This is a genomic window from Micromonospora sp. DT43 (genome assembly GCF_049841645.1).
In the GTDB taxonomy this organism is placed as follows: Bacteria; Actinomycetota; Actinomycetes; order Mycobacteriales; family Micromonosporaceae; genus Micromonospora.
Genome location: NZ_JBNCKR010000015.1, coordinates 122693 through 144197, shown reverse-complemented (window position 1 = coordinate 144197; position 21505 = coordinate 122693). Strand labels below are relative to the sequence as shown.

The following is a 21505-nucleotide window of genomic DNA, read 5'->3' as shown; positions in this document are numbered from 1 at the left end:
GCGGCCCCACTGTACGTACATCAATTCAACTTTGCGAGTTCATCGAGCCTCGACTCGGTCGCCAGGCGTCGTCAACCGGGCGATCGTCCCGACGTGCTGACCGGAAAGGCGAGGTCACCTCGGCTCCGGGTGGACCGCGTCGCCGCCGACGCGGTCCACCCCTGCGCTCAGCCCCCGTCGGTGTTCTTCGGCGGGTTGGCCTTCACCCAGTCCGCCATGGTGTCGGCGGACATGGCCTGGTACATCGCCAGCGCCTTCTCCCGGTTCGACACCACCACCGACTCACCGTTGATGGTGTCGCTACCCGAGTTCGGGCTGGTCAGGAACGTGAGGTTCTGCCCCCGCAGGTTGCGGAACTGCACCGCCATATCGGTTACCGAGAAACCCTGGTCGACGGTGACGGCCGCGGTCACCGACTTGAGGAAGTCGTTGAGCTTCTTCGGGTTCGCCAGGGTGCCGGTGCTCGCCGCCTTGTCCATCAGCGCACGGAGGAACTCCTGCTGGTGCCGCATCCGGGCGAAGTCGCCCTCGGGGAACTGCTTGCGCTGCCGGATCCAGTCCAGCGCCTCCGCGCCGTCCATGTGGTTGGTGCCCTTGGTGAACGTCCGGTACGGCTTGTGGATCGAGGTGATCGTCCGCTCCACCTTCAGGTCCACCCCGCCGAGGGCGTCGGTGACCTCCTTGAAACCGCCGAAGTCGATCGCCATCACGTGATCGATCCGCACGTCGGTGAAGCACTCCACCGTGCGGACGGCAAGCGGCAGGCCACCGAACGCGAACGCCGCGTTGATCTTCGCGCGCTGGCCGGAGCCGCAGTCCGCACCGGCGCTCTTCGGAATCGGCACGTACAGGTCACGCGGGATGGAGACCAGGTACGCCGACTGGTGGTCGGCCGGGATGTGCATCACGATGATCGTGTCGGCCCGCCACTGGCTCTTGCTGTCGACAGGCGCGTCCGGGTCCCGGGAGTCGCTGCCGACCAGCAGGATGTTCAGCGCGCCGTCGACGGTCTTCGCCGGCCGGCCGCCGGTGATCTCCGCGAACGGGTCCGTGCGGGCCAGGTCGTTGTTGAGGTTGCGCGCGTACAGCCAGGCACCCAGGCCGCCGAGCAGCGCCAACACCAGCACCGCGACCCCGGCGACCAGGCCGATCCGCCCCCAGCGCGGCCGGGGGCCACGGCGTCCCGGCCCACCGGCGCCACCGGGCCCGCCCGGTCCCGTCGGCCCCACCGGGCCGCCCGGGCCGGGCTGCTGCTCGTCGTACGACGGGTACCAGCGCGCCTCGGCGGGACGCGCGCGTCCGGAGGCGCCCCGGTCGGGGCCGGGCACCGAGGCGCGCCCGGCGCTGCGGTGCAGGTGCGGGTGAGGAACGCCGGCAGAGGTCGCTGACATGTAGCTCAGGGTACGTAGCGGGAGCCACTACCGCCCTCAGGCGACACTCAGCGATCGGAGTCCCGCCGCGAGCGGTTACCCTAGCCGCGCCCGGAAGTACTCGATCGTGCGTCGCAGGCCGTCTTCGGGCGCCACGGTCGGCTCGTACCCGAGCAGTTCACGGGCGAGGGTCAGGTCGGGGCGGCGCATCTCCGGGTCGTCAGAGCTGCGGGTGATGTACGTCACCTGTGAGCTGCTCTCGGAGAGTGACACGATCAACTCGGCGAGTTGACGCATGGACAGCTCGTGCTCGGTGCCGCAGTTGACCGGGCCGGTCTCGGTCGAGTCGAGCAGCAGCAGAATGCCCCGCACCAGGTCCTCGACGAAGCAGATCGACCGGGTCTGGTTGCCGGTGCCGTGCACGGTGATCGGCTCGCCGCGCAGCGCCTGGGAGATGAAGGTGGGAATGGCCCGGCCGTCGTCCGGGCGCATCCGCGGGCCGTACGTGTTGAAGATCCGGACGATCGCCGCGTCCAGCCCGCGGTAGCGGTGGTACGCCATCGTGGCGGCCTCGGAGAAGCGCTTCGCCTCGTCGTAGACGCTGCGGACGCCGATGGGGTTGACGTTGCCCCAGTAGGTCTCGCGCTGCGGGTGCTCCTTCGGGTCCCCGTACGCCTCGGAGGTCGAGGCCATCAGGAACCGGGCGCCGTCGGCGACCGCGCGCTCCAGCAGGTGCAGGGTGCCCACCGAGCCGACCCGGAGGATCTCCACCGGCAGTTGCGCGAAGTCGGTGGGGCTGGCCGGCGAGGCCATGTGCAGGATCGCGTCGAACCGCTCGGCCAGCGCCGGGTGGTGGGCCGGCAGGCCGTCGGAGATGTCCGCCTCGACAAGCGTGAAGGTCGGCCGGTCCAGGAGGTGGGCGACGTTCTCCTTGGAACCGGTGACGAAGTTGTCCAGCGCCACCACCGTGCAGCCCCGGGCGATCAGGGAGTCGACCAGGTGTGACGGGACGAAACCGGCGCCGCCGGTGACAAGAACGCGGTGACCGGAACCGAAGCGCTCAGCAACCTTCATGGCGGTCAGCCTACCGACAGCCATTTGCGGCAAGAGGCCCCCTGTCGGCGCGTGGCGTCGACAGGGGGCCCGTGGCGCAGGTCAGTGGGCGCCCGAACCGGTGAGGGCGCGCACCTCCAGCTCCGCGTACTTAGCCTCGTCGTTCTCCTTGGAGATGATCGTGCCGATCCATCCGCAGAGGAAGCCGAACGGGATGGAGAGGATGCCCGGGTTGGACAGCGGGAACCACTGCCAGTCGTGCTTCGGGAACATCGAGGTCGCCGCGCCCGAGACCACCGGTGAGAAGAACACCAGCAGTACGGCCGAGAGCAGACCGCCGTAGATCGCCCACACCGCGCCTGAGGTGTTGAACCGCCGCCAGAACAGGCTGTAGAGGATCGCCGGCAGGTTGCCCGAGGCGGCGACCGCGAAGGCCAACGCCACGAGGAACGCCACGTTGAGGTTCTGCGCGTAGATCGACAACAGGATGGAGATCGCACCGATCACCAGGGCGGAGATCCGGGCGACCCGCACCTCCTGGCGCTCCGACGTCTCCCCCTTCTTCAGGACGTTCGCGTAGAAGTCGTGCGCCAGGCTGGACGAGGAAGCCAGGGTCAACCCGGCGACCACAGCCAGGATGGTGGCGAAGGCGACCGCCGCGATGACCGCCAGCAGGGCCGCGCCTCCCAGGTCACCGCCGAAGAAGCTGATGCCGAGCGCCTCGGCGAGCTGCGGCGCGGCGGTGTTGCCTGCCTTGTCCTGTGCGGTGATGGCCTCGCTGCCCACCAGCGCCGCCGCGCCGAAGCCGAGGGCCAGGGTCAGCAGGTAGAAGGTGCCGATGATGCCGATCGCCCAGAGCACGCTCTTGCGGGCCGCCTTGGCGGTCGGCACGGTGTAGAAGCGGATCAGGATGTGCGGCAGGCCCGCCGTGCCGAGCACCAGGGCGATGCCGAGCGAGAGCAGGTCCATCTTGTTGTAGAACGTCTGGGTGGCGTTCCCGGCGACCTCCACGCCGTACCTCAGACCCGGGCTCAGGACGGCGTCTCCCTTGCCGGAGCGGGCGGCAGCGGCGCCGAGCAGCTCCGACAGGTTGAAGTGGAACTTCGCCAGCACCAGCACGGTCATCAGCAGCGCGCCGGTCATCAGCAGGAACGCCTTGACGATCTGCACGTACGTGGTGCCCTTCATGCCACCCACGGTCACGTAGATGATCATCAGGGCGCCGACCATGATGATGGTCGCCACCTTGGCGGTGCCCGCGTCCATGCCGAGGAAGGTCGTCCCCGGCTTGATGCCGAGCAGCAGCGCCACAAGCGCGCCGGCGCCCACCATCTGTGCCAGCAGGTAGAAGATCGAAACGGTGATGGTGGAGACCGCCGCCGCCGTCCGCACCGGCCGCTGACGCATCCGGAAGGCCAGCACGTCGGCCATGGTGTACCGGCCGGAGTTGCGCAGCAGTTCCGCGACGAGCAGCAGCGCCACCAGCCAGGCGACCAGGAAGCCGATCGAGTAGAGGAAGCCGTCGTAGCCGTAGAGGGCGATGATGCCGGCGATGCCGAGGAACGAGGCGGCCGACATGTAGTCGCCGCCGATCGCCATGCCGTTCTGGAATCCGGAGAAGGACCGACCGCCCGCGTAGAAGTCGGTAGCCGTCTTGGTCTGCCGGCTGGCCCAGATCGTGATGGCCAGGGTCACCGCCACGAAGACCAGGAACAGCGTGATGGTCAGGTTGCGGGCGGTGTGGTTGCCGGCTTCAGCCGCGAGGACCGTGTTCATGGGTCACCTCCCCGATCTCGGCGCGGATCCGGTCAGCGACCGGGTCGATCTTCCGGTCCGCGTACCGGGCGTAGAGCCACGCGATCAGGAACGTGGAGACGAACTGGAGTAGGCCGAAGACCAGCGCGACATTGATGTTGCTGCCGAACAGCTTCGTGCCCATGAAGTCCCGGGCGTACGCGCAGAGAATGACGTAGAGCGCGTACCACAGGAAGAACGCGACGGTCATCGGGAAGACGAAGCCGCGTAGCGCGCGCCGTAGCCCGGCGAACTCGTCCGACCGTTGCACGGCCAGGTACTCGTCCGGCTGGGAAGCGGTAGGCGTGGGTGTGTCCGTGGACATCTGTGGATCACCACCTTCACAGGCGTCGGGGGTAGTTCCGCGCACCGTAGAGAGCACGCTCCCCGCCGGGGAAGGCCGAGATCGACGCCGGTCGTCGAGTGCGCCGAGCGGTTGACTGGCTGCGCCGAGTGACCCAGGTCACTCCGGTGACCGGTCAGCCCGGCAGCTCGTGGTAGCGCCCCCGGTAGTGCAGCAGCGGCGTGGTCTCTTCGGCCAGCTCGACCGCCTCGATGGTGGCCTCGACCAGCAGGCCCCAGCCGTACTCCCGGGCGGTGTCCAGCCGGCAGCCCACCCAGCCGCCGGCATCGGTCGGCACCGGACCGTAGGGGGTTTCGGTCCACGTGCCGCTGGCGAACAGCCCACCCGGCGCGGGGAAGAGGCCGGCGAACCGGTCGGCGAGCTGGCGGTGCGGCGGGCCGAGCGGCGCGACAGCGAACCGGCCCGCCTCCTCGACGGCGGCCCAGAGATCGGACTCCGCGTCGATCAGCCCGAGCAGCCGGTCCGGCTCTCCCTCGGCGACCAGGGTGGACGAGACGGTCAGGCCCGCCGGGCCGGGCGCCGTCCAGAGGGTCACCGGCGCGGCGAGCCGCCCCCGCAGCCGGCGGACCGGCGACCGCTGCCCGGTCGGCACCGCGAAGGGGTCGGTGTGGTGGATCTCGGCACCCGGCTCATGATTCACGTGAAACATTGTGCCGCCCCGACCCCGCGCCCAACCCAGGAAGCGCTCGTGCAGGTCGGCGGGTCGCCCGTTGAGCCGGGCGAGCTGGTCGCCCGCCTCCGCCATCAGTGTCCCCAGGTAGAACAGCAGCGCTGTGCGGTCGTGCCGGTAGTCGGCGAGCAGCGCCAGCCGCGCCGGCTGGCAGGGCCAGAGCGCGCCGCAGCCCCGACACCGCCACAGCGGCCGCATCGGCACGTGCGGCCGGCTCACCAGCGCTCCCCGGCGGCCACCGGCTCGGCTGGCTGGCGCTCGCGCGGTTCGGCTGGCCGGCCCTCGCGCGGTTCGGCCGGAGGGCAATGCGCTGATGAGGGGTATGACTCCCAGTCATATTTATACCTCTGAGTCATACCGCTCGCTGTGGTGTCCGGCTCCCGCGAGCGACACGCCGCGACTCGGCCCGCGCGGGCCCGGCCGCCGTCCGTCGGCCTCGCGCTCATCACCGGTCGCCGCCCGCCCGCCCGGTCGCCGCACGCCCGGTCGTCACCGGGGGTCGAACCGGCCCGGCCTGGTGGCGACACGGCCACCGAGGGCCGCCTAGCCCACGCCGGTGGCCCGCCCGGCACGGTCGTCGGCGCCGCGGCCTTCCTCCTGCGGTACGACCACCGCACCCCGATCCCACCGAGGACGAACCCGATCATGAGCGATCCCTCCCAGTCGACGAGGGCCGCCCCGCTCCGGGGATGACCGGGGCGGCCCGACGCAGGACCGGTCGCCGGGACGTCGCCTCCACCGGCCGGGCCGCGCGTCCTCCACCCTGGACTCCCGGCCCTGGGCAGGGGAGGATTCCAGGGCTTACTACAGAGCGCAGTCGCGTACTTACCGGGAAGGTAAGGATGAACATCGAGATGTGGGTACGGGCGTTGAAGGCCGCCCGCGCCGGTGCCGAGGTCTCCCAGGAAGCACTGGCGACTGTGATCAAGTGGAGTCCGTCCACCGTTGCCGCCATCGAGACCGGCCGCCGCCGGCCCACCATGGAGTTCGCCGTCGCCGCAGACGAGGCCCTCTCCACCGGCGGCCTCCTCACCGAACTCCTGACTGCGGCCGACCGGCAGAGGCTGCCGAGCTGGTTCGTTCCCTGGCGGCAGCACGAAGAGGAGGCCATCCGACTGTGTGAATTCGAGCCGTGCCTGATTCCCGGCCTGCTCCAGACCGAGGACTATGCCCGAGCGGTGATCTCGGCCGGTGGCCTGAACCCGGTCAACCTGGTGAACGACCTGGTTGCGGTCCGATTGGATCGGCAGCAGGTGTGGCAGCGCGCAGAGCCGCCGCAGTGCGTGTTTGTGCTGGACGAGATCGCTCTCCGTCGCCCGGTGGGTGGACCGGCGGCACTGGATGCCCAGCTCGGTCGGCTGTTGGAACTCGCCGTCCTGCCAAGCGTCAGGCTGCACGTGGTGCCGCTCGACATCGGGGCGCACGTCGGCCTGACCGGCGGATTCCTGCTCGCGGAACTGCCCGATGGCGAACGAGTCACCTACGTCGAGGACGTCGCTCGTGGACACGTTATTGACGACCCGGTAGTCGTTCGTCTGATTGGTCAGAAATGGGATAGCCTGCTCGGCGAAGCACTCTCCACCAGCGCCTCGCTGGATCTGATCCGGAAGCTGAAGGTGACGCAATGACCGTTGCTCAGCCGCTGTGGCGGACGTCGACCAGATCCGGCGACACCGGTGGTGCCTGCGTGGAGGTGGCGGACAATCTGCCCGGCGTCGTGCTGGTGCGGGACAGCAAGGATCGCTCCGGTCCGACGCTCACCTTCGCTCCGGCCGCCTGGCGTGACTTCGTCGCAGAGGCCGCCCAGACCGCCCAGGGCCGAAACGCCGGTTAGCGACGCGGAGTGACCGTGGCCAGCAGTTCCGGCTGACGACGGTCCAGCACGTCGCCGGCCAGGTACGCGCCGAGCAACGCGGTGCCCAGCCCGTACGCGACGCCGACCGGCAGTGCCAGCCACAACCAGGCGTCACCGAGCAGCGCGGCGGCCACCACCATCGGCACCGCAGCGACTGCCGTGGTGCCCATGGACAGCACGGTGAGCAGGCCCTTCGCCACGCCGGCGCCGCCGTTCATGGCGAACGGGTTGCTCGTCTCCGGCAGCGCGTACGCCGCGAGCACCGAGACGAAGCTGTTCACCGCCAACCCGACGCCGTAGGTGGCGGCCAGGCTGCCGGCGGTCAACCCGATCCAGCCCGGCCGGCCGAGGAGTGCCGCCAGCAGCACCGCGACGACCGCCAGCATCGGCACGACGTACAGCGAAAATGCTGTCATCCGCGCGCGTAGCTCGACCCGCCCGGGAACACCTGCCACGACGTTCGCGGCGTAGGCGCTGCCGTCGAAACCGAACTGGTTGGCAAGCGTGACCGAGGCGAGCACACCGACGAAGATCATGGAGAGGGTGACAAGCGTCGGTGAGCTGTCGCCGGCACCCATGTTGAAGCCCTGCTCGTCCCCGGACGTGAAGCTCAAGCCGCCGTTGAACAGCACCGGAATGAAGATGCCGACCACCGCGATCGTGATCAGGTTGGCCCGGCGGCGGGCGTCCCGCCACCAGTAACGGGCCTGCAGGGCGACCAGCGCGCCGAACCGGTCCCGCCGGGCCCAGTTGGCCGCTCGGGGAAAGAGCTGGGCGACCGCCCCGCCGGTGACGCCGCGCTGCGTGGGGGCCTTGCCCCTGCTGGCCGTGCCCACCATCGCCGACTCCAGCGAACGGGACCACCAGGCCAGCAGGGCGAGGATCGCCACCACCGTGATCAGCAGCTTTACCGGGGCGGCCCACACCCGTCCCTGCGCCACGTCGATGCCTGCCGTCCACGGTGCCCCGAACGGCGTCCATCCGATCGCCGTCGCGATCCCGGTCAGCCGGGTCCAGTCCGTCTCGCGCAGCGCCGCCAGGCCGAAGACCTGCAACGGGCCGAGCAGCGCGGCGACCACCGCCAGCAGCACCGCCGCCAGGTCCCGCACTCGGCGCGACCGCAGCATGCTGGCGAACGCGCTGGTCACGGCCCGGCTGGCGGCCACACAGAGCAACAACCCGGCGAGTACGCCGACCACTGCCACCAGGCCGGCGGACCAACCGCCCAACGACCAGGCGGTCACCACCAACCCCAGCACGGCGACCGACGCCGCAAGCACCGGCACGCTTACCAGCGCGGCGGCGAACAGGCCGATGACAAGCGTGCGGCGCGGCAGCGGCAGCAGCGCGAACCGGGCCGGGTCCAGTGTCTCGTCCACGCCGAAGAAGACCAGGGGCAGCAGCAGCCAGCCGAGCACCAGAAGGCCACCGCCGGCGGCCGCGATCAGCACCGCGTACCGACCGTTGCCCGTCAGGCCGGGCGCGGCGAACAGGAAGAAGCCGCTGGCCGCGAACCAGAGGCCGACAAGCGCGCCGCCGACGAACAGGGCGATCCGCCAGCCCTGGCCCCGGAAGTTGTTGCCCATCACCCGCAGCTTGAGGCGTACGAAGTGCCGGGCCGAGACCGTCCGCGCCGGACCGGCGGGCGCGGCGGCGACGTTCACCGGGACAGCCATGACAGCTCGTCCCCGGTCGCGGTGCGTCCGCCGACCACCTCGACGAAGACCTGCTCCAGTGAGCGGCCGCCCCGGACGTCGGCGATCGTGCCCACCCGCTTGATGACGCCCTGGGCGAGGATCGCCACGTGCGAGCACAGCCGCTCGACGACCTCCATCACGTGACTGGAGAAGATCACCGTGCCGCCGCCTGCCGCGTACCGGGTCAGGATGTCGCGGATCAGCGCCGCCGACACCGGGTCGACCGCCTCGAACGGCTCGTCCAGCACCAGCACCCGGGGGCCGTGCAGCAACGCGCAGGCCAGGCCGATCTTCTTCTTCATGCCCGCCGAGTAGTCCACCACGAGCGTCCGGCCGGCATCGCCGAGCGCCAGCACATCCAGCAGCTCAGCGGCCCGCTGGTCGACCACCGCCGGGTCCATGCCCCGCAACAATCCGGTGTACGCGAGCAGCTCCGCGCCGGTCAGCCGGTCGAACAGGCGGACCCCGTCGGGCATCACGCCGAGCAGCCGCTTGGCCGCGACCGGATCGCGCCAGACGTCCTGGCCGAGCACCCACGCCGAGCCGGCATCCGGCCGCAACAGCCCGACCGCCATCGACAGGGTGGTGGTCTTGCCGGCGCCGTTCGGGCCGAGCAGGCCGTAGAAGGACCCGGCAGGTACGTCCAGATCGACGCCGGCCACCGCGATCGTGCCGTCGAACCGCTTCGCCAGGCCACGCAGCGCGAGCGCGGGGTGCTCACCAGTCATGGACCGAACGTTATCCGCCGACCGCCAGTTCCGCCCTCCGGCACCGGACGGACGCGCGATCATCCTGAAGTCGTACTTCGTCGCACTACCGCGACTTCTGAAGTAGTGTTGATGTCGTGTCGATGCCCTTGGAATCCGTGCCGTTCTCGGAGCTGCTGCGTCAGCCCGCCGAGACGGCCGAGCGGCTCTCCCGCGCTCGCGCGGTGCGACTACGACGCCGCGACGCCGCTGATCTCGTGCTGATGTCTGCCGACCGGGCGGCCGCCGAGGGTGAGGTGGTGGACCTGACGGCACGGCTGCTGGCCAGCGTCGTTCGCCGGAATCCGACCCTGGTGCGCGAGGCGCTACCGACCGTGCTGCCGTGGGTGCGGTTCCTGCCACCCGAAGACCGCGAGCAGATGGCCAACGAATTCGTTTCGACGGCAGAGGCGGCTGCGGCGGTCGGAAATACCGCTGCGGTGTCGCAGTTGCTCACCGAGTGGCGGCACACCGCCGAGATCCATGCCGACCCCGACCTGCACCGGGTCCTGGCCGCACCCAGTTCCGACGACTTCGGGGCGGTGCCCCGCCCGACCACCGAGTGAGCGCCAAGCGCGGCGACCGGGCAGCGCCGCCACCCCGCCCTGGTAACTACATCCTCCGATTCGCGACGAACGATGCGGCCAAAAGGCTGGGAGGAACTGTGCCGGCAGGCCGCGGCCAACACCCGCGCCGCGTTCGAAGCCATCGAATCCGACCCCTGCCCCTCCCCACCGACCAGCAGGCAACACCCCCTCAAAGGTTCCCTCGCCAACGCCGCGCACAACGGCAAGACGCTGCCGCAGTGGCAGTACGAGGTCACTGCAGGCGGTCGCGTCTGGTATCTCCCCGACCACGACACCCGCACCTGCTGGATCAAACACGCCGGCACGGGTCACCCCCGGGCGACCGACTGATCCACAAGCAGTCAGAGCCCTGGTAGGGGTGCCGGTCGCGCTGCCTCAGAGGCGTAGCGCTTCCGGGGTGTGCAGGCGCAGCATGATGGCGGCGACGTCGGCCGGCGCCCGGCGACGGGTGGCGATCGACACCGCAACCATCACCGTGAAGGCAAGTGGCACCGTCCAGGCGGCCGGCTGCGCGATGAGCGTGGCCGGCCAGCCGGACAGCGGCGGGCCGAGCACCGTCACCAGCACCGCGCCGATCGCCGCGCCGCCGCCGGCCAGCACACCGGCGGCTGCGCCCAGGTCGGTCAACCCGCGCCACCAGATGCCGAGCACCAGCAGCGGGCAGAAGCTCGACGCGGCGACCGCGAAGGCCAACCCGACCACCTGTGAGACGTCCAACCCGGAGACGTGCAGGGCCAGCACCGTCGGCACGCCCCCGGCGATGATGGTGGCCAGCCGGAAGCCGCGCACCGAGCCCCGGCCGAGCACATCCGTCGAGATGACCCCGGCGACGCTGGTCAGCAGTCCCGACGAGGTGGAGAGGAACGCCGCGAACGCTCCCGCCGCGACAAGCGCGGCGAGCAGCCGCCCGACCAGCCCGTCACCGAGGGCCGCGCCGGGCAGCAGCACCACCACCGCGTCGGTCTGCCCGCTGACGAGCAGTTGCGGTGTGTAGATCCGGCCCAACACCCCGTACAGGGTGGGCAGCAGGTAGAAGGCGCCGACCAGAGCCAGCACCACAAGCGTCGTCCGGCGTGCCGCCGCGCCGTCGGGATTGGTGTAGAAGCGGACCAGCACGTGCGGCAGGCCCATCGTGCCGAGGAACGTGGCCAGGATCAGCGAGTACGTCCCGAACAGTCCCCGGTCGTCGTCGCCGGCCGCGCTGGGCAGCAACCAGTCTCCCGCGTCGGTGGCCACCCCGGACACCTCCGGCACCGGGTCACCGGCCGCGAAGGACAGCTCGTCGCCGGGGCGTACCTCTCGGATGTCGCCGTCGGCAAGGGTGAGTGTCGCGCGGTGCTCGACCACGACCGTGGTCGCGGCCCGGAACGTCGGCCCGTCGGGCGGCGTCACCGCCGGTCGGCCGTCGGCCTGCCACTGCAACGCCAGGAAGATCACCGGTACGGCGAGAGCTGTCAACTTGAGCCAGTACTGGAACGCCTGGACGAAGGTGATCGCCCGCATCCCGCCGAGCGCCACGTTCGCGGTGACCACCGTGGCCACCAGAAGGGCACCCACGGGGTACGGGGAGCCGGCCACCGTGGCCAGCGTGAGCCCGGCACCCTGCAACTGCGGCACCAGATAGAGCCAGCCGATGAAGATCACAAAGGCCGTGGCGAGGATACGCAGGCGACGGGACCCCAGCCGCAGCTCGCAGAAGTCGGGAAGCGTGAACGCGCCGGAGCGGCGCAGCGGCGCGGCCACGAACAGCAGCAGGGCCAGATAGCCGGCGGCGAACCCGACCGGATACCAGAGGACGTCCACGCCGTACTTGAGGACCAGGCCGGCGATGCCGAGGAAGCTCGCGGCCGACAGGTATTCCCCGCCGATGGCCGCGGCGTTCCAGGTCGGGCTGATCGCCCGGGACGCCACCAGGAAGTCGGACGTGGTCCGGGCGAGTCGTAGCCCGTAGAAACCGATCCCGACGGTGACCAGGGTGACCGCGACGATGGCCGGAACCACCCAGTCGTTGCCCACGTCAGCGCTCCGGCCGCTGCACCAGGTCGGTGAAGTCCTGCTCGTTGCGCTCGGCCAGCCGCACGTATGCCCAGCCCACCGCGATCAGGAACGGGAACGAGACCAGTCCGAGCAGCAGCCAGGGCAGGTTGACGCCGGCCACTGTGGTCCGGCCGAGCGACGGTGCGATCGCGAACAACCAAGGCAGCCCGCCCAGCCCGATGGCGACCACCAGCGACAGCCGCAACGCCAACGCGAGCTGCGCCCGGACCAGGCCGCGGACCAGCGCCTCGCCGACCTGGGTCTGCTGGGCCAGCTCGGCGCGGGTCCGCTCGGAGCGGGTGTCCCGCCGGGTGATGTCGGCCAACACGATCCGGGCCCGCCGGGGCGGCGGTACCGCACCGCCCGACCCCACGTCAGACAGTTGCTCGGCCACCCCGGCAGTCTTGCCCGCCCAGCGCGATTGTCAAGCGTTCCCGCTCACCAGCGCACCTGCGCGACGCAGTCCGTCGTACTGCCGGTCACCCCTGTCGAGTCCAGGACGGACCGTGCCCGTTCCCGGCCGAGGTTCGTCGCCCAGAAGCCGTCCTCGGGCAGCTCGAAGGCGATCTCCCGGAGCGCGCACGTCCGCATGGGCTCGGGCAGCCGGTCCAGGGCCGGTACGGCGTCGGCCGACAACCCGGAGAGGTAGGTGATGTCCAGGCGACCGGTGTCGAGGTACCTGTCGACGTTCCGGTCCGCGATCAGCCGGTCCGGGTTGATCACTGCCAACCCCAGCAGCGCCAGCACCGCGGTGCCGATCACCAGGCGGGGCAGCCACTCGGCCCGGAGCCGCGCCACGGCCACGCCGACCAGGACGAAGAGGAGCCCGAGCGACAGCTCGACGGTCGCCACGAAGAGCCGCAGGCGCGTGACCCCGTACGCGTCGGCGTAGACCTGCATGCGGTACAGCGAGGAGGCGACGACGACCAGGCTGAGTGCCGTGAGCACACCGAGCAGCACCCGGACCAGCAACCGGTCGGCCCGGGTGGCCTTCGGCGCCCGGCGGGCCGCCACGGCGATCACCAGCAGGGTGAGCGCGGTGACCGCGAGCAGCTGCCAGAACCCGCCCCGGGCGTACTCGGCGTAGGTGAGCCCGGCCGTGCGTAACACGTGCCCCGCGCCGCCGAAGAACACAGTCAACTGCACCAGGACGAAGGCGGCGAACAGGGCGTCGAGCAGCACCAGCGGAAGGGCCCACTCCAGCCGGTGCACCGGCCGGCCCGGCTTCGCCCGCAGGCTGTCCAGATCGGGCGGCCGGGTGACCAGGTAGGCGCCGCCGAGCAGGCCGAGGCCGATCAGTCCGAGGCGTACCAACCAGCCGACCACACCGTCGGGCGAGATGTCCGGCAGGAGACCCGCCAGCAGGTCGGCGAAGACCGCGTCGGCGGAGGAGAACAGCAGACCGAACAGTGTCAGCAGACCGACCGAGATCGCGAGGCTGGTCACGATCCGCCCGATCCCGGGACCGGACGAGCGGGTGCGGTGCAGCCCGCGTACCGCCCAGGGGAGCGCTCGGACCGTCGCGGCCGGCGGCAGCGTCGCGGCCAGCAGCATCCCGAGCGGGGTCCGCCCACCTGCCACCGCGAGCGTCGCGGTCACCGCGGCTACGAGCAGGCAGAGCACGAAGAGCCAGCCGGCGGCCCGGACCGTGCCGACGGCGACCAGCGCGACGGTCGCGGCAGCCCAGACGACCTGGGCCGCCCGCCCCGGTGCCCCCGTGGCACCGGGACGAACGGTGGTCGCGGTCTCTGGCGAAGCCGGCGCAGCGGTTGAAGTCGGCACAGCCGTTGCGGCCGGCTGGGCCGGCGTGGCCGTCGGTGGCCGCGCGGTGGACGCCGGCCCGGAGTTGGTCACTGCGGACGCGGCGGCCGACGATGAGCCCGGTGTCGGCGGTGCTCCCGGCGCGGTCGGCGGCGCTGCCGGTGGAGAGGCCGGCGGGGTGGGCGCGCTCGGCCCGGTGAGTTGCGTGGCGGACGACGTGCCGGACCGGACGACACCTGCGGTGGCGAGCGCGGCGGTGGCCGCCAGCGCGGCGACCAGCCAGTGAAGTCCGGGACGGACCACCGTCAGCGCCGAGGCGCCGACGACCGCCGCCGCGGTCAGTACGCCAAGGAGCAGCGGATGGGCGCTGCCGGTCGGCCCCGGCCAGCGCTGCGCGAGCAGCGACGGTGGCCGAGGTGGTACGGACTGGGACGGCCAGGGTTGCGGTGGCCAGGGGTGCGGCCGGCCGGCCGTCGGCGGGGGCGTCGGGCCGGGACCGGGCCGGGGCTGACCGGCCTGACCGGCCTGGCCGGGCGGGGTGGGCGGGGTGGGCTGCGGTCCGGCCGGTCCCGTCGCCGGTGCGGACATGCTGCCGGGGCTGGTCATGCGGCCTCTTCTCGGTGTGGCCCGTTACTCGGGATGGTGACCCGGATGCGGCAACCGGGCTGGGAGTTCTTGGGAGCTGCGACCGGGTCGAGGACTCCGATCTGACCGCCGTGCAGTTCGACGACCCAGCGGGCGATGGCCAGGCCCAGGCCGGTTCCACCACCGGCCGCCCGGTCGCCGCGGGTGAACCGCTCGAACACCCGGGAACGCTCGGCAGTCGGGATGCCCTGACCCTCGTCGCTCACCTCGAAGCGGAGTTCGCCGCCGTGTTCCTCGGCGCTGAGCCGGACCGTGCCGCCGGGTGGGCTGTGCCGCGCCGCGTTGTCCAGCAGGTTCGCGAACACCTGGTGCAGCCGCCACGGGTCCGCGCGTACGGTCAGCGGCGCCGCCAGGTCGCGGAGCTGGAAGTCCACGTCCAGCCCCGCCCCGGCGGCGCTTGCGGTGGCATGCTCCACCGCCTCGTCCAGGAAGTCCGCGACGTCGATGCGGACCCGGCGCAGCGGCACGACCCCGGCATCGAGACGGGACAGGTCGAGCAGGTCGGCGACGAGATGCCCGAGCCGTTCGGTCTGGGACAGCGCCGCGCGCAGGGCCGCGGGCTCCGGCTCGGCCACCCCGTCCACCATGTTCTCCAGTACGCCCTGCAACGCGGTGATCGGCGTCCGCAGCTCGTGGGAGACGTTGGCGATCAGTTCGCGTCGGCGCTGGTCCGCCGCGTGCAGATCCTCGGCCATCTTGTTGAACGCCTGGGCCAGCTCACCCACCTCGTCGCGGGAGGTGGCGCGTACCCGACGGGTGTAGTCGCCACGGGCCATCGCCCCGGCGGCCGCCGTCATCTCGCGCAGCGGTGAGGTCATCCCGTGGGCGAGCACCTGCGAGGTGACGAGCGCGATGCAGATGACTGTGATCGCCGTGCCCGGCGGGAGCCAACCGATGCCGTACCAGAAGTAGCCGATGGCCACGGCCCAGGAGGCGACCAGCAGGACGCCGAGCTTCATCTTGATCGAGCGGACGGGGTCCAACGGGCGGGGCAGCACCCGGTCCAGCCAGTCCACCAGTCGGTGGGTGGTCACGCGGGTACCTCCAGGGCGTACCCGACGCCGTGCACGGTCCGAATGAGATCGGCGCCGAGCTTGCGCCGCAGGGCCTTGACGTGGCTGTCCACGGTGCGGGTGCCGGTGCCCTCGGCCCAGCCCCACACATCGGCGAGCAGCCGCTCCCGGGGCAGCACCGTGCGGGGCCGTCCGGCGAGGTGGATCAGGAGGTCGAACTCGGTGGGAGTGAGGTGCACGTCCGCGCCGGAGCGCCGAACCCGCCGCTCGGCCTCGTTGATCTCGATGTCGCCGAGGCGGATGGCGGGTGGGGCGGGGGCCGCCGCCCGTTCCATCCGGCGCAGCAGCACGTGTACGCGGGCCGCCAGCTCCCGCATCGAGAAAGGCTTGGTGAGGTAGTCGTCCGCGCCGACGGCGAGCCCGACCAGCAGATCGGTCTCGTCGTCGCGGGCCGTGAGCATCAGCACCGGCACCGGCCGGACGGCCTGGATCCGCCGGCACACCTCCAGGCCGTCGAAGCCGGGCAGCATCACGTCGAGGACGACGAGGTCCGGTTGCCCGGTCCGGAATCGCTCGACCGCGCTGGGGCCGTCAGTGGCGATCTCCACGGCGAAACCTTCGGCGCGGAGTCGGGCGGCGACCGACTCGGCGATGGTGCGTTCGTCCTCGACGACCAGGACCCGGCGTTCCTTCATGGGGTCTGACTGTAGGGAGCCGCCGTGGAGATCAGTGGGTGGCATTGTGAATAACCTGTGGAGAACGGCTCACCCCTGTGGATAACCCGACGGCCACGACTGTTGGCCTGGGTGAACCTCCGAGCCTCGTTGTGGACGACCGAGCAAGGTTTGGCCGACATCTTCTGACAGTCGGCGGCGGGCATGGCACGGGGCCGGTGGCAGCGCCACCGGCCCCGCTTCGTCGGCCCGTCAGCTGGTCGGCACGACCAGGTCCACGGACATGCTGCCGCTTGCCGGTACGGAGAACTGCGCCAGCTTGCGGGTGCCGTCCGGCTGCGTCACCACGTAGCGACCGTCGAAGTACTTGTCGCCGAGCGAGACGTTGTAGGTGAAGTAGACCTTCTGCGGCCCCTTCAGACGGATGGTGAACTGCCCGTTCTCCATCCAACCGTTGCCGGCGATGTCGCCGGTGTCGGCACTGCGGGCGATGACGTGCCCGTTGCTGAAGGGGGTGCCGTCCGGTGCCCGGAAGGTGCCGGTCAGCTCGACACCCTGGTCCAGTTGGGCGTTGTGTGTGGCGGTCGCCCCGGCAGTCACCTGCACTCCGGTGGCGGTGAACCGGCTGGGCTTGTCGCCGGACCACTCGTAGGCGTACGGGTGACCGCCGAACACCAGTGGCCAGGCGTACGGGCCGAGGCGCTTGATGGTGTACACGCCGCGCTCGTCGGCGACGGCGTCTTCCGTTCCGACGCCGGGGTGACCGGTCAGCACCGACACGCTGGCGTTCGGCACCGGCGTACCGGCCGCGTCGGTGACCGTTCCGGTGACCTTGCCGGCCCGGTCGAGCTTGATCTGCGGCCCGGTGACGACCTGTCCGACGGTCGCCGGAACGACGGCTGCCTCCCGCTCGTCGCCGGTGCCGCCGTCGGCGCCAACCCACTGACGACCGTAGGTGTCGCTGCGCGGCACCGCGAAGAGCTTGTAGTTGCCGGCGGCGAGCGGCCCCACCTGGATCTTGCCATGGGAGTCGCTGCAGTCGCCGTAGCCGTCGGCGAGCGACGCCTGCTTGGGCAGGTACGCGTCCAGGCAGATGTTCGAGACGGGCGCACCGCTCTGCCGGTCGACGATTGTGGTGCTGATGACCGCGCCGGGCCGCATCTTCACGGTCAGCTTGGTGTCCTCGTTCGCCTTCACCCGCACCCCGGTCACCTCGCGCCAGAAGTGCAGGTGGTCCGGTGCGTCCAGGTAGAGGGTGTGCCGGCCCTGCGGCAGGCCGGTGACAGTCACCGTGCCGGTGCCGTTGCTGCAGATCGACTGTGCGCAGAAGTTGGCGATCGGGGCGCCGGTGACCGAGTCGATGGCGGAAACGGTGACCGTGCCGGTGCCGAGCAGGCTGTCCGTGATGCGCGTCTGCTGCCCACCCCGTACCTCGACCAGGTTGGCCTCCTCCGGGGTCAGCTTGCCGCGGTAGTACTGCTGCCGCTCACCGGCGACCACGTTTACCTGGTAGGAGCCCTGGAGCAGCTGGACGGTGAAGGCACCGTTCGCGTCGGTCTGCGTCCACGCACCGCCGTACGAGTGGGCGGTGTTGATGTTGACCTCGGCGTTGGCAAGCGCGGCGCCGGTCGCGGTGGTGAACCGGCCACTGAGGCCACCCACCGGCAGCACCGTCTCGTTGACCTCGGTCGCCGCGTCGGCCCGGACCTCGAAGACGCTGGCGCCCTCCTCGTCGAGCCTCCCCGGAACGTACTGGGTCTGGTACGAGCCCTCGATCGGGTTGAAGCTCACCCGGTAGCGGCCGGGCAGCGCGTTGATGGTGAAGCGGCCGTCCTCGTCGGTGAGACCACCGGCCCAGCCGTACGTCTCGACCTCGTTGGCGCTGATGCTCACGCTCGGCGCGGGTCGACCGTAGGCGTCGACGAGCCGACCGGTGATGGTGCCGGTGCCGAAGAGCTGCTCGTCGACAGTGGTGGTCGTGCCGGCCGTGACGGTCACCGGGTCGGCGTCCGACATCTGCGACTTCTGGTGGTGGTACTGCTCGGGCTGCAACCAGGGGAAGTAGCCCACCCGGTACGACCCGGCCGGCAGACCGGCGACCGTGTAGTTGCCGTCGGCGTCGGTGTTGGTGTAGCCAACACTCTCGTAGTCGTCGGCCGGGTAGACCTGGACCAGAACCTCGGCGGCGGCGGTGCCGGCGCTGGTGGTCAGTCGTCCGCTGACCGCGCCCGTCGCCGCAGCCTGGGCCGGGGTGGCGCCGGGCAGCACGAGCGCTGCCACGACGGCACCGGCCAGCAGGGCGCGGCGGGCTGGGAATAGCTGCATCGATGTCCCAACGTGAGGGGTGGTGGGGCGACCTGAGCAGGCTCTGCCCGCACCGTCCCTGCGCCCCGTACGAGGTCGGCCCACGGAGGATAGGTCACCGGCGATGGCTGTGGAACTGCCCGACCGGACGACTGTCCCCGATGGACCGGCAGCGGTCAGTCCAGGCCGACGCGTACCGGATGGGCCGAGGCGGAGCCGAGCCAGGTGTGCGGGTTGCCGTACCAGCACCAGCCCAGCTTCGGTGCGCCCTGGCTGATCCACAGGGCCGGCACCCGCCTGTCACCACATCGGGAGCCGACCAGCGAGAAGCACCTGTTACTGGCCAGCGCGGCCGGGTGGAGCGTGATGAGGGCGAGCCCCTCGTCGATGGTGAGCGGCAGCCGATCCTGGGCGGTCATGCCCTCCATCGCCGCGGCCGGGGCGAGGTTGCGGAACTCCTCGCCGCGGTCGACGTCGAAGAGGAGGTACGCCGGACCCGCGGGCACCTCGAGTTCCTTGATCGGGTCGAAGCGCGGCAGGTCGTCCTCGGCGTAGTGCCTGTCGAGGAAGCCGGGCTTGCGCTTGCCGGCCAGGGTGGTGAGTGTGAGCCGGGGCTCCACCCCGATCAGGTCCCGCGTGATGACCAGCAGGAACGGCACCCGGGCGTCGGTGGGTGCGGACAGGCTGGCGGCACCGTCGACCGCGCGGGCCCGCAGCGGGGCGACCAGGTCGCGGAAGGCGCTCTCGGGCATCCCGGCCAGGGCCGGATAGCCCAGTCGGATCAGGTGGTCGAGTTGGCGGTCGAACTCGGTCCCGGCGTCGAACGGAGTCTTGTGCACGGCGGCCTCCCGATAGTCGTATGCACTATCGTACAACGTACGGGAAGGTGGAGGGCATTCCCGCCTCAGCGACTCCAATCCTGTTTCGCGGCCCTGACCAGCTTGTCCTTCAACTCCCGGGTGTGGCGCCGGCTCACCGGCAGCTCGGTGGAGTCGACCACCACCACGTACCCGGAGTTCACCAGGCGCAGCTCCGCGATCAACTTCAACTGCACCAGGTACGACCGGTGCACCCGCACGAAACCGGCATCCGCCCACCGCTCCGCGAGCGTGGCCAGCGAGACCCGCACCAGGTGCGACCCCTCGGCGGTGTGCAACCGGGCGTAGTCCCCCTGCGCCTCCACCCACCGCACCGCCGAGCGGGGCAGCATCCGGGTCGTACCGGCCAACTCGATCGGGATGGTCGGATCCTCCTCCGCCCGGGCCACCGCCGCCGGATGCGACGGCACCACCCGCGAGCCGATCACCCGCCGCAGCGACTCGGCCAGCCGTTCGGCGCGTACCGGTTTGCGCACGTAGTCCGTGGCGCCCAGGTCGAACGCGTCCACCGCGCCGTCGTCGTACGCGGTGACGAACACGATCGCGGGCGGCCGGGCGAACCGGCGCAGCACCCGGGCCAACTCCATGCCGTCCAGGCCGGGCATCCGAATGTCCAGGAAGACCACGTCCACATCGCCGTCGCGCAGCAACCGCAGCGCCTCGGTGGCGTCCCCGGCGGTGTGCAGGCGGGCCACCCGAGGGTCGGCCCGCAGGTGGTACGCCAACTCGTCGAGCGCGGGTGGCTCATCATCCACAGCCAGCACCCGCAGGAAACCGGAGGCGTTCACCGGGCCGCCCGCACTCGCTCGCTGCGCTCGCTCACGAACCGGCCCGTACGCCCGGGTGGAACTTCGGCACCCGCACGCTCACCCGAGTGCCCGAGCCGAGCCCGGTCTCGACGACCAGGCCGAAGCGATCCCCGAAGACCGACCGCAGCCGCTCGTCGACGTTGGAGAGGCCGACGTGCTGGCCCTGGTCGTCCCCCGGGTCACCGGTGCCGCGGGCCAGCTCGGCGATGCCGGCGGTCAGCGTGCTCGGATCCATTCCCACCCCGTCGTCCTCCACCGTGATGTGGCATTCGGCGCCCGCGTCCCGGGCCTCGATGCTCACCATGCCCGTGCCCGGCTTGCGGGACAACCCGTGGCGGACCGCGTTCTCCACCAGCGGCTGAAGGCAGAGGAAGGGGAGCGTCACCGGCAGCACCTCCGGCGCGATCTGCAGCCGCACCTGCAACCGGTCGCCGAACCGGGCCCGCTCGATCGTCAGGTACCTGTCGATCGACCGCAGCTCCTCGGCCAGCGTGGTGAACTCCCCGTGCGCCCGGAACGAGTACCTGGTGAACTCCGCGAACTCCAGGATCAACTCCCGGGCCCGCTCCGGGTCGGTGCGGACGAACGAACCGATCGCCGTCAACGCGTTGTAGATGAAGTGCGGGCTGATCTGCGCCCGCAACGCCCGGATCTCCGCCCGCGCCAGCCGCTCCCGCGACGAGTCCAGCTCGGCCAGGGCGAGTTGGTTGCCCGCCCAGTGCGCCGTCTCCAGGGTGGCCTGGACCAGCCCCGGCGCCGGAGCGCTGTCGGCGATCGCCACAAGTGCCCCGACCACCCGGGCGTCCGCGCCGTGCAGTGGCGCGACCACCGCACCCCGGACCGGGCAGTCGACGCGGTCGCAGTGCAGCTCGGACTCGCCGAGCACCGTCGAGCGCCCGGTCGCCACCGACCGCTGGGCCGCCGCGAGCAGTTGCTCGCCGTGGTGCGTGCCACGCCCGTCGAGGGCGAGCACCTGGTCCGCGTCGGTGAGCGCCAGCCCGGCCGCACCCACCAGGGCTCGCAGATGGCGTACGGCCTTCGCCGCGCCCGCCGCGCTCAGCCCCGCCCGCAGCGGCTCGGCGGCCAGCCCGGCGGTGTGCAGCACCTCGTAGGTGGCCCGTTGGGTGGCGGTGGCGATGCCACGTCGGGCGCGCAGTCGCAGCACCGCCAGCAGGGCCGCGGCCAGCGCGGTGACCAGCGAGACGACGCCGACGACGGCGGAGAGGTTGCCACCCACGCAGCGATCCT

The 21505-nt window shown here is 71.2% G+C and carries 20 protein-coding genes; 4 read left to right on the top strand and 16 right to left on the bottom strand.

Features of this window, described 5'->3' with window-relative positions; genetic code table 11:
- Nucleotides 1–167 precede the first annotated feature (167 nt).
- From ACLQ26_RS28100 to ACLQ26_RS28080, 5 genes are all read right to left on the bottom strand, one after another.
- Complete coding sequence (locus ACLQ26_RS28100; RefSeq protein ID WP_425747343.1) at nt 168–1391, bottom strand: LCP family protein; 1224 nt, start codon at nt 1389–1391, stop codon at nt 168–170.
- Between the two features lie 75 nt (nt 1392–1466).
- The gene (locus ACLQ26_RS28095) at nt 1467–2444 is read right to left on the bottom strand and encodes an NAD-dependent epimerase/dehydratase family protein (protein ID WP_425747342.1); all 978 of its coding nucleotides are present in this window, start codon (nt 2442–2444) and stop codon (nt 1467–1469) included.
- An 81-nt stretch (nt 2445–2525) separates the two neighbouring features.
- Nucleotides 2526–4199 (bottom strand): solute symporter family protein, encoded by a 1674-nt coding sequence (locus tag ACLQ26_RS28090; protein WP_425747341.1) that lies wholly within the window; start codon nt 4197–4199, stop codon nt 2526–2528.
- Nucleotides 4177–4542, bottom strand: a complete 366-nt coding sequence (locus ACLQ26_RS28085; protein ID WP_425747340.1) for a DUF485 domain-containing protein — start codon at nt 4540–4542, stop codon at nt 4177–4179. The genes ACLQ26_RS28090 and ACLQ26_RS28085 overlap by 23 nt, the downstream gene beginning before the upstream one ends.
- 154 nt (nt 4543–4696) lie before the next feature.
- A complete protein-coding gene (locus ACLQ26_RS28080) occupies nt 4697–5449 on the bottom strand; it encodes a flavin reductase family protein (protein ID WP_425747378.1) in 753 nt (250 codons plus the stop codon).
- Between the two features lie 644 nt (nt 5450–6093).
- On the opposite strand from ACLQ26_RS28080, the gene ACLQ26_RS28075 reads away from it, so the two are divergent.
- Nucleotides 6094–6879 (top strand): helix-turn-helix domain-containing protein, encoded by a 786-nt coding sequence (locus ACLQ26_RS28075; protein WP_425747339.1) that lies wholly within the window; start codon nt 6094–6096, stop codon nt 6877–6879.
- Entirely contained in the window at nt 6876–7085 is a 210-nt protein-coding gene (locus tag ACLQ26_RS28070; RefSeq protein WP_425747338.1) for a DUF397 domain-containing protein, read from the top strand. Before ACLQ26_RS28075 ends, ACLQ26_RS28070 begins: the two co-directional genes overlap by 4 nt.
- On the opposite strand, the gene ACLQ26_RS28065 is transcribed toward ACLQ26_RS28070, so the two are convergent.
- Nucleotides 7082–8782: an ABC transporter permease gene (locus tag ACLQ26_RS28065; RefSeq protein WP_425747337.1), complete on the bottom strand. Its 1701-nt coding sequence runs from the start codon at nt 8780–8782 to the stop codon at nt 7082–7084. The two genes, ACLQ26_RS28070 and ACLQ26_RS28065, sit on opposite strands and share 4 nt — an antisense overlap.
- Nucleotides 8767–9531 (bottom strand): ABC transporter ATP-binding protein, encoded by a 765-nt coding sequence (locus ACLQ26_RS28060; RefSeq protein ID WP_425747336.1) that lies wholly within the window; start codon nt 9529–9531, stop codon nt 8767–8769. The genes ACLQ26_RS28065 and ACLQ26_RS28060 overlap by 16 nt, the downstream gene beginning before the upstream one ends.
- Before the next feature lie 122 nt (nt 9532–9653).
- On the opposite strand from ACLQ26_RS28060, the gene ACLQ26_RS28055 reads away from it, so the two are divergent.
- Both ACLQ26_RS28055 and ACLQ26_RS28050 read left to right on the top strand, forming a co-directional pair.
- A complete protein-coding gene (locus ACLQ26_RS28055) occupies nt 9654–10115 on the top strand; it encodes a hypothetical protein (RefSeq protein WP_425747377.1) in 462 nt (153 codons plus the stop codon).
- Between the two features lie 72 nt (nt 10116–10187).
- Nucleotides 10188–10466 (top strand): hypothetical protein, encoded by a 279-nt coding sequence (locus ACLQ26_RS28050; RefSeq protein ID WP_425747335.1) that lies wholly within the window; start codon nt 10188–10190, stop codon nt 10464–10466.
- Nucleotides 10467–10511: 45 nt separating this feature from the next.
- On the opposite strand, the gene ACLQ26_RS28045 is transcribed toward ACLQ26_RS28050, so the two are convergent.
- The 9 genes from ACLQ26_RS28045 to ACLQ26_RS28005 form a co-directional block, all read right to left on the bottom strand.
- Nucleotides 10512–12152, bottom strand: a complete 1641-nt coding sequence (locus ACLQ26_RS28045; protein ID WP_425747334.1) for a cation acetate symporter — start codon at nt 12150–12152, stop codon at nt 10512–10514.
- Nucleotide 12153: 1 nt separating this feature from the next.
- A complete protein-coding gene (locus tag ACLQ26_RS28040) occupies nt 12154–12567 on the bottom strand; it encodes a hypothetical protein (protein WP_266247297.1) in 414 nt (137 codons plus the stop codon).
- A gap of 44 nt (nt 12568–12611) precedes the next feature.
- Nucleotides 12612–14540, bottom strand: a complete 1929-nt coding sequence (locus ACLQ26_RS28035; protein WP_425747333.1) for a DUF4153 domain-containing protein — start codon at nt 14538–14540, stop codon at nt 12612–12614.
- Nucleotides 14537–15613, bottom strand: coding sequence for a sensor histidine kinase (locus ACLQ26_RS28030; protein ID WP_425747332.1), 1077 nt, complete (start codon nt 15611–15613; stop codon nt 14537–14539). The genes ACLQ26_RS28035 and ACLQ26_RS28030 overlap by 4 nt, the downstream gene beginning before the upstream one ends.
- A complete protein-coding gene (locus ACLQ26_RS28025; RefSeq protein ID WP_425747331.1) occupies nt 15610–16287 on the bottom strand; it encodes a response regulator transcription factor in 678 nt (225 codons plus the stop codon). Before ACLQ26_RS28025 ends, ACLQ26_RS28030 begins: the two co-directional genes overlap by 4 nt.
- A 231-nt stretch (nt 16288–16518) precedes the next feature.
- Nucleotides 16519–18591 carry a carboxypeptidase regulatory-like domain-containing protein gene (locus ACLQ26_RS28020; RefSeq protein WP_425747330.1) on the bottom strand — a complete coding sequence of 691 codons (2073 nt, stop codon included), beginning with the start codon at nt 18589–18591 and terminating at the stop codon, nt 16519–16521.
- Nucleotides 18592–18746: 155 nt separating this feature from the next.
- The gene (locus ACLQ26_RS28015; protein WP_425747329.1) at nt 18747–19409 is read right to left on the bottom strand and encodes a DUF5701 family protein; all 663 of its coding nucleotides are present in this window, start codon (nt 19407–19409) and stop codon (nt 18747–18749) included.
- A 65-nt stretch (nt 19410–19474) separates the two neighbouring features.
- Nucleotides 19475–20236 carry a LytR/AlgR family response regulator transcription factor gene (locus tag ACLQ26_RS28010; protein ID WP_425747328.1) on the bottom strand — a complete coding sequence of 254 codons (762 nt, stop codon included), beginning with the start codon at nt 20234–20236 and terminating at the stop codon, nt 19475–19477.
- Nucleotides 20237–20267: 31 nt separating this feature from the next.
- On the bottom strand, nt 20268–21494 hold the full coding sequence (locus ACLQ26_RS28005) for a sensor histidine kinase (RefSeq protein WP_425747327.1): 1227 nt from the start codon (nt 21492–21494) through the stop codon (nt 20268–20270).
- Nucleotides 21495–21505: the final 11 nt, after the last annotated feature.

Excerpts from the sequence above, each read along its gene's own strand:
- ACLQ26_RS28100 (WP_425747343.1), bottom strand. The coding sequence starts at position 1,391 with ATGTCAGCGACCTCTGCCGGCGTTCCTCACCCGCACCTGCACCGCAGC.
- ACLQ26_RS28095 (WP_425747342.1), bottom strand. The coding sequence starts at position 2,444 with ATGAAGGTTGCTGAGCGCTTCGGTTCCGGTCACCGCGTTCTTGTCACC.
- ACLQ26_RS28090 (WP_425747341.1), bottom strand. The coding sequence starts at position 4,199 with ATGAACACGGTCCTCGCGGCTGAAGCCGGCAACCACACCGCCCGCAAC.
- ACLQ26_RS28085 (WP_425747340.1), bottom strand. The coding sequence starts at position 4,542 with ATGTCCACGGACACACCCACGCCTACCGCTTCCCAGCCGGACGAGTAC.
- ACLQ26_RS28080 (WP_425747378.1), bottom strand. The coding sequence starts at position 5,449 with ATGCGGCCGCTGTGGCGGTGTCGGGGCTGCGGCGCGCTCTGGCCCTGC.
- ACLQ26_RS28075 (WP_425747339.1), top strand. The coding sequence starts at position 6,094 with ATGAACATCGAGATGTGGGTACGGGCGTTGAAGGCCGCCCGCGCCGGT.
- ACLQ26_RS28070 (WP_425747338.1), top strand. The coding sequence starts at position 6,876 with ATGACCGTTGCTCAGCCGCTGTGGCGGACGTCGACCAGATCCGGCGAC.
- ACLQ26_RS28065 (WP_425747337.1), bottom strand. The coding sequence starts at position 8,782 with ATGGCTGTCCCGGTGAACGTCGCCGCCGCGCCCGCCGGTCCGGCGCGG.
- ACLQ26_RS28060 (WP_425747336.1), bottom strand. The coding sequence starts at position 9,531 with ATGACTGGTGAGCACCCCGCGCTCGCGCTGCGTGGCCTGGCGAAGCGG.
- ACLQ26_RS28055 (WP_425747377.1), top strand. The coding sequence starts at position 9,654 with ATGCCCTTGGAATCCGTGCCGTTCTCGGAGCTGCTGCGTCAGCCCGCC.
- ACLQ26_RS28050 (WP_425747335.1), top strand. The coding sequence starts at position 10,188 with ATGCGGCCAAAAGGCTGGGAGGAACTGTGCCGGCAGGCCGCGGCCAAC.
- ACLQ26_RS28035 (WP_425747333.1), bottom strand. The coding sequence starts at position 14,540 with ATGACCAGCCCCGGCAGCATGTCCGCACCGGCGACGGGACCGGCCGGA.
- ACLQ26_RS28025 (WP_425747331.1), bottom strand. The coding sequence starts at position 16,287 with ATGAAGGAACGCCGGGTCCTGGTCGTCGAGGACGAACGCACCATCGCC.
- ACLQ26_RS28020 (WP_425747330.1), bottom strand. The coding sequence starts at position 18,591 with ATGCAGCTATTCCCAGCCCGCCGCGCCCTGCTGGCCGGTGCCGTCGTG.